The organism is Mycobacterium sp., from assembly GCF_049802695.1.
In the GTDB taxonomy this organism is placed as follows: domain Bacteria; phylum Actinomycetota; class Actinomycetes; order Mycobacteriales; family Mycobacteriaceae; genus Mycobacterium.
Genome location: NZ_JBARMY010000094.1, coordinates 1 through 4,873, shown reverse-complemented (window position 1 = coordinate 4,873; position 4,873 = coordinate 1). Strand labels below are relative to the sequence as shown.

General features: G+C 67.3%; 4 protein-coding genes and 1 pseudogene. 3 read left to right on the top strand and 2 right to left on the bottom strand.

The window, feature by feature from the left end:
- Nucleotides 1-435, bottom strand: a pseudogene (locus WA317_RS03450) (ATP-dependent DNA ligase); the annotation flags it as partial.
- A 185-nt stretch (nucleotides 436-620) separates the two neighbouring features.
- Between WA317_RS03450 and WA317_RS03445 the strand changes: the two are divergent.
- The 3 genes from WA317_RS03445 (at nucleotide 621) to WA317_RS03435 (ending at nucleotide 4,372) form a co-directional block, all read left to right on the top strand.
- Nucleotides 621-1,379 carry an SDR family NAD(P)-dependent oxidoreductase gene (locus WA317_RS03445; protein WP_425171710.1) on the top strand — a complete coding sequence of 253 codons (759 nt, stop codon included), beginning with the start codon at nucleotides 621-623 and terminating at the stop codon, nucleotides 1,377-1,379.
- A 144-nt stretch (nucleotides 1,380-1,523) separates the two neighbouring features.
- Nucleotides 1,524-3,689, top strand: a complete 2,166-nt coding sequence (locus WA317_RS03440) for an acyl-CoA dehydrogenase (RefSeq protein ID WP_425171709.1) — start codon at nucleotides 1,524-1,526, stop codon at nucleotides 3,687-3,689.
- A gap of 176 nt (nucleotides 3,690-3,865) precedes the next feature.
- Nucleotides 3,866-4,372, top strand: coding sequence for a homocitrate synthase (locus tag WA317_RS03435; protein WP_425171708.1), 507 nt, complete (start codon nucleotides 3,866-3,868; stop codon nucleotides 4,370-4,372).
- A gap of 10 nt (nucleotides 4,373-4,382) precedes the next feature.
- On the opposite strand, the gene WA317_RS03430 is transcribed toward WA317_RS03435, so the two are convergent.
- Nucleotides 4,383-4,873, bottom strand: a 491-nt coding sequence (locus WA317_RS03430; RefSeq protein WP_425171707.1) for a cytochrome P450, incomplete at its 5' end; no start/stop codon positions are given.

Below are 4,873 nucleotides of genomic sequence, written 5' to 3'. Positions count from 1 at the left end.
GATTCCGGTGGCGGCGGCGACGGCGTCGGACATGACGCCGGTCAGCGCGCCTTGGCGCAGTTCTCCGCTGAGCAGTCGCCGCAGGAAGGTCTGCTCGGTCTCGGTCGCGGCGCTGAAAAGCGCGACGACGCGTTCGGATCGGCGCGCCTGCGAACCCTTGCCGACGATCGCGCCGATTTCGGAGAACGTGGCGTCGACCTCGGCCACGGTCAGCGACGGCTGCGCCGCGGCCGGTGGCAATGACCGCAACGCGGCCCAGCCGACGCCGATCTGACGCTGCGGCAACTCACCGGAGAGCCACGAGACGACGATCTCGACCAGTTGGGCGTTTGCCCTGGCGCGGGTCAGCAGCTCGGCGAGACTCGCGACCTTGGCCCGGCGCGCCGAGGTGTCACCGACTTGGCGGGAGGTGGCGGCGACGTCGATGAGCAGCACACTTCAGCTTGGCACGCCTGACTGACAACACCGCGAGCAGCCAAGATAGCGTGCAGGAGAAACCCGCTGTGACGATCCGCGCCAGGTGGCGGCGTGCGGACCAGAGGGCAGGCGAACCGCTCGACGACGATGCAGAGCGCGTAGCGCGATGAGGAGGAGTCGGGCAGACGGAAAAGGAGGTTTGCATGGAGATCAACGGCAAGAAGGTGGTCGTCATCGGCGGCGCATCCGGCATGGGCCGCGCCAGTGCGGAGCTACTCGCGGAGCGCGGCGCGAGTGTGGCGGTGCTCGACCGCGAGGGTTCCGACGGCAAGGAGGTTGCCGCCGGTATAAACGGCACGTTCCACCCCGTCGACGTCACCGACTTCGCCGGCACCGAAGAGACACTGCAGACGGCGGTCGACGGACTCGGCGGCTTGCACGTGATCGTCACGACGGCCGGCGGCGGTATCGCCAAGCGGACCCTGTCGAAGTCCGGGCCGCACGATCTGGAGTCTTTCCGCTCCGTGGTCGATCTCAATCTGATCGCCACCTTCAACATCAGCCGGTTGGCGGCCAGTCACATGAGCAAGAATGAGCCCGAGGATGACGAGCGCGGCGTCATCATCAACACCGCCTCGATAGCGGCGTTCGAGGGACAGATCGGCCAGGTCGCCTACACCGCCGCGAAAGCCGGTGTCGCCGGGATGTCGCTGACCATGGCGCGTGACCTCGGGTCGATCGGGATCCGGGTGTTGGCGATCGCCCCGAGCCTGTTCGCCACCGGGCTGACCAAGGGCATTCCCGAAGAATTCGCCTCCGCCCTGACCAAGGATGCGGCTTTCCCCCGGCGCCTGGGCCGGCCTGAGGAGTACGCCAAGCTGGTGGCGGCCATCGTCGACAATCCGATGCTCAACGGTCAATGTCTGCGGCTCGACGCGGGGCAACGCTTCGCGCCCAAGTAGGAGATTTGCCGGCCGCGAGACAGCAGCCACGGTCGTGCTGCCGGCAGTCACCCGCAGCCCTCACCGCTGTCTCGGGATAAAACCGAATTGACTAGACTCTTTCAACCGCCGCCCGCTGCGTCCGTCCCGGAGGAGGGCCCCTCAATGGGCATCGCACTGACAGACGACCATCGCGAACTCGCCGGGGTGGCGCGCGCGTTTCTCACTTCGCAGAAAGCCCGCTGGGCGGCGCGATCGCTGTTGGACGCCGGTGACGAATCCCGGCCACCGTTCTGGCACGACCTCGTCGAACTTGGGTGGCTCGGGCTGCACATCGATGAGGAGTACGGCGGCTCCGGGTTCGGGCTACCCGAACTCGTGGTGGTGATCGAGGAACTGGGCCGCTCGGTGGCGCCGGGACCGTTCGTGCCGACCGTGATCGCCTCGGCGGTGATCGCCGACGAGGGCACGCCCGAGCAGAAGAAGCGGCTACTGCCGGGACTGATCGACGGCACGACCACCGCCGGCGTGGGGCTGGACAGCCGGGTGCGGATCGACGGCGACGTCGCCGACGGCGATGCCGGAATCGTGCTGGGCGTCGGGCTCGCCGAGCTGTTGCTGATCGCCGCAGGTGACGACGTGCTGGTGCTCGAACGCAGCCGGACCGGCGTGTTGGTGGATGTTCCCGAAAACCTCGACCCCACCCGGCGGTCGGGTCGCGTCCGCCTGGAAAAGGTCAGCGTCAGCGCCGACGACATCATCCGAGGCGGCCGCGAGTCGGCCCTCGCCCGGGCCCGAACGCTGGTAGCCGCCGAAGCTGTTGGCGGAGCGGCGGATTGCGTCGAGGCGGCCGTCGAATACGCCAAAGTGCGTCAGCAGTTCGGCCGCACCATCGCAACCTTTCAGGCGGTCAAGCATCACTGCGCGAACATGTTGGTGAGCGCGGAGTCGGCCATCGCCGCGGTATGGGACGCCGCTCGGGCGGCCGGCGAGGACGAGCAACAATTCCGCCTCATCGCCGCGGTCGCGGCGGCGCTGGCATTTCCGGCGTATGCCCGCAACGCCGAGCTCAACATCCAGGTGCACGGCGGCATCGCGTTCACCTGGGAGCACGACGCCCACCTGCATCTGCGCCGCGCCCTGACGGTGCGGGCACTGCTCGGCGGTGACAGGCCTGCGGAGGACGTCTACGCCTACACCGCGGCCGGGATCAGCCGGGCCAGCAGCCTCGACCTGCCCGCCGAGGCCGAAGAAATGCGCGCCCGAATCCGCTCCGACGCCGACGAGATCGCTGCGCTCGACAAGAACTCCCAGCTCGACAAGCTGATCGACACCGGATACGTCATGCCGCACTGGCCGAGACCCTGGGGCTTGGCCGCCGGCGCGGTCGAGCAGCTCGTCATCGAAGAGGAATTCCGGGCGGCGGGAATCAAACGTCCCGACTACTCGATCACCGGCTGGGTGATCCTGACCTTGGTTCAGCATGGAACCGCCTCGCAGATCGAGCGTTTCGTGGAGGCGGCGCTGCGGCGAGAAGAAATCTGGTGCCAGCTGTTCTCCGAGCCCGACGCCGGATCGGATGCGGCGGCGGTCAAAACCAGGGCCACCCGGGTGGACGGCGGCTGGAAGATCAACGGGCAGAAGGTGTGGACCAGCGGTGCACACTACTGCCGACGCGGATTGGCAACCGTGCGAACCGATTTCGACGCCCCCAAGCACGCCGGCATCACTGCGGTGATCATCGACATGAAGGCGCCCGGGGTGGAGGTGCGCCCGCTGCGTCAGATCACCGGCGGCTCGGACTTCAACGAAGTGTTCTTCAACGACGTTTTCGTCGCCGACGACGACGTCGTCGGCGAACCCAACGCCGGATGGACCGTAGCCCGCGCCACGTTGGGCAACGAGCGGGTCAGCATCGGCGGCGGCGGCTCCTACTACCGAGGCGTAGCCGAACATCTCGTGCAACTGCTCGGCCAAGGCGCCGAACATCTGAGCGGAGCCAAGGTTCGCGTCGGTGATTTCCTCGCCAACGAGCACGCGCTTCGGCTGCTCAACCTGCGTCGCGCGGCGCGCAGCGTAGAAGGCGCCGGCCCTGGACCGGAAGGCAACGTCACCAAACTCAAACTCGCCGAGCACATGGGCGAGGGCGCCGCGATCTGGACAGCACTGCTCGGGCCGGATGTCGCGCTGGCCGACGGCCCGGGTGCGATGGCCGGCCGGATGGTGATGGGCGCCCGCGGTATGGCGATCGCCGGTGGGACGTCGGAGGTGACCCGCAATCAGATCGCCGAGCGGATCCTGGGCATGCCGCGCGACCCGTTGATCAGGTAGGCCCCACCAGGCAGCTTGCACGGTCCCACGATCAGCGACTACCCTCGGCGACCGTGCGTCATCTTGCTGTAGTAGCCAGCACCCGCAGCGGGGTCTGATCCAAGACCGACCCCCCGCTGTGGGTCGGAAGCTACTACCTGTCGGTCGCTCCCTCGAGACTAGAGATGACGACCTGCATGACAAGCCCTTCAAGCGCAAAGACTGCGCCCGCCCCGCCTGAACCACTATCGGCTCGCTTCGGTGGCATCCCGCTACCGAGCGGGCTCCGGGAGCACGCCGAGACCATGTCATGGAGCACGTTCATCACCACATACGCACCCCACACCGGGCCGCTGCGGCTGGGCCATTGGGAATGCGTCGACCCTGATCGGCCCGCCACCCGGCTTGGGCCGCAGCCGCGCAACTTCCGGGCCACCCTCGGTTACGGCGATCGCATCGAAACCGCCACCGCCAGCGCGACCGGCCCGGTCGCCGCGCTGACCGCGATGCTCTACGAGCGCGGGGTGCCGCTGGAGATGCTGCGGTTTCACCAGATGCAAACAGACGGTCAGGACACCGCGACCTTCATCCGCGGCAGCGACGGCCGGCATGACGCCTGGGGGATGGGCTGGTCGGCTGATCCGGCCGAGTCGGCGCTGCGGGCCGTCATCGCTTGCGCGAACCTGCTGCTTTCGGCTGCCTGAGCCTGGACCGCTATAGCGGCCGCAGCACGATGGGCATGCCGTCCATCGGTGCGGGAATACTCTGGTAATCCCACTTCGCTTGATAGCCAGGCCGGGGAAGCTCGAACTGGTACCTGCGCAGCAATCTGTGCATGATTGTCTTGATCTCCAGCTGGCCGAACGCCATCCCGATGCACTTGTGCGCGCCGCCGCCGAACGGAGTGAACGCATAGCGGTGCTGTTTGTGCTCGTTGCGCGGCTCGGTGAACCGGTCCGGGTCGAATGTCAGCGGGTCGCTCCAGATCTCCGGCAGCCGATGGTTCATGCCGGGATAGGCGATGACGTTGGTGCCTTTCGGGATGTAGTAGCCGAGCAACTCGGTGTCCCGCACGGTTTGGCGCATCGCCCACTGCACCGGGGTCACGATCCTGATCGACTCGTTCATCACCAGGTCGAGCGACTCCAGCTTTTCCAGCGATTCGATGTCCAATGGTCCCTCGCCGAGCCGGTCGGACTCGTCAC

What these genes read in the sequence shown, in the direction of transcription:
- WA317_RS03445 (WP_425171710.1), top strand. Translation starts at nt 621, where the DNA reads ATGGAGATCAACGGCAAGAAGGTGGTCGTCATCGGCGGCGCATCCGGC.
- WA317_RS03440 (WP_425171709.1), top strand. Translation starts at nt 1,524, where the DNA reads ATGGGCATCGCACTGACAGACGACCATCGCGAACTCGCCGGGGTGGCG.
- WA317_RS03435 (WP_425171708.1), top strand. Translation starts at nt 3,866, where the DNA reads ATGACAAGCCCTTCAAGCGCAAAGACTGCGCCCGCCCCGCCTGAACCA.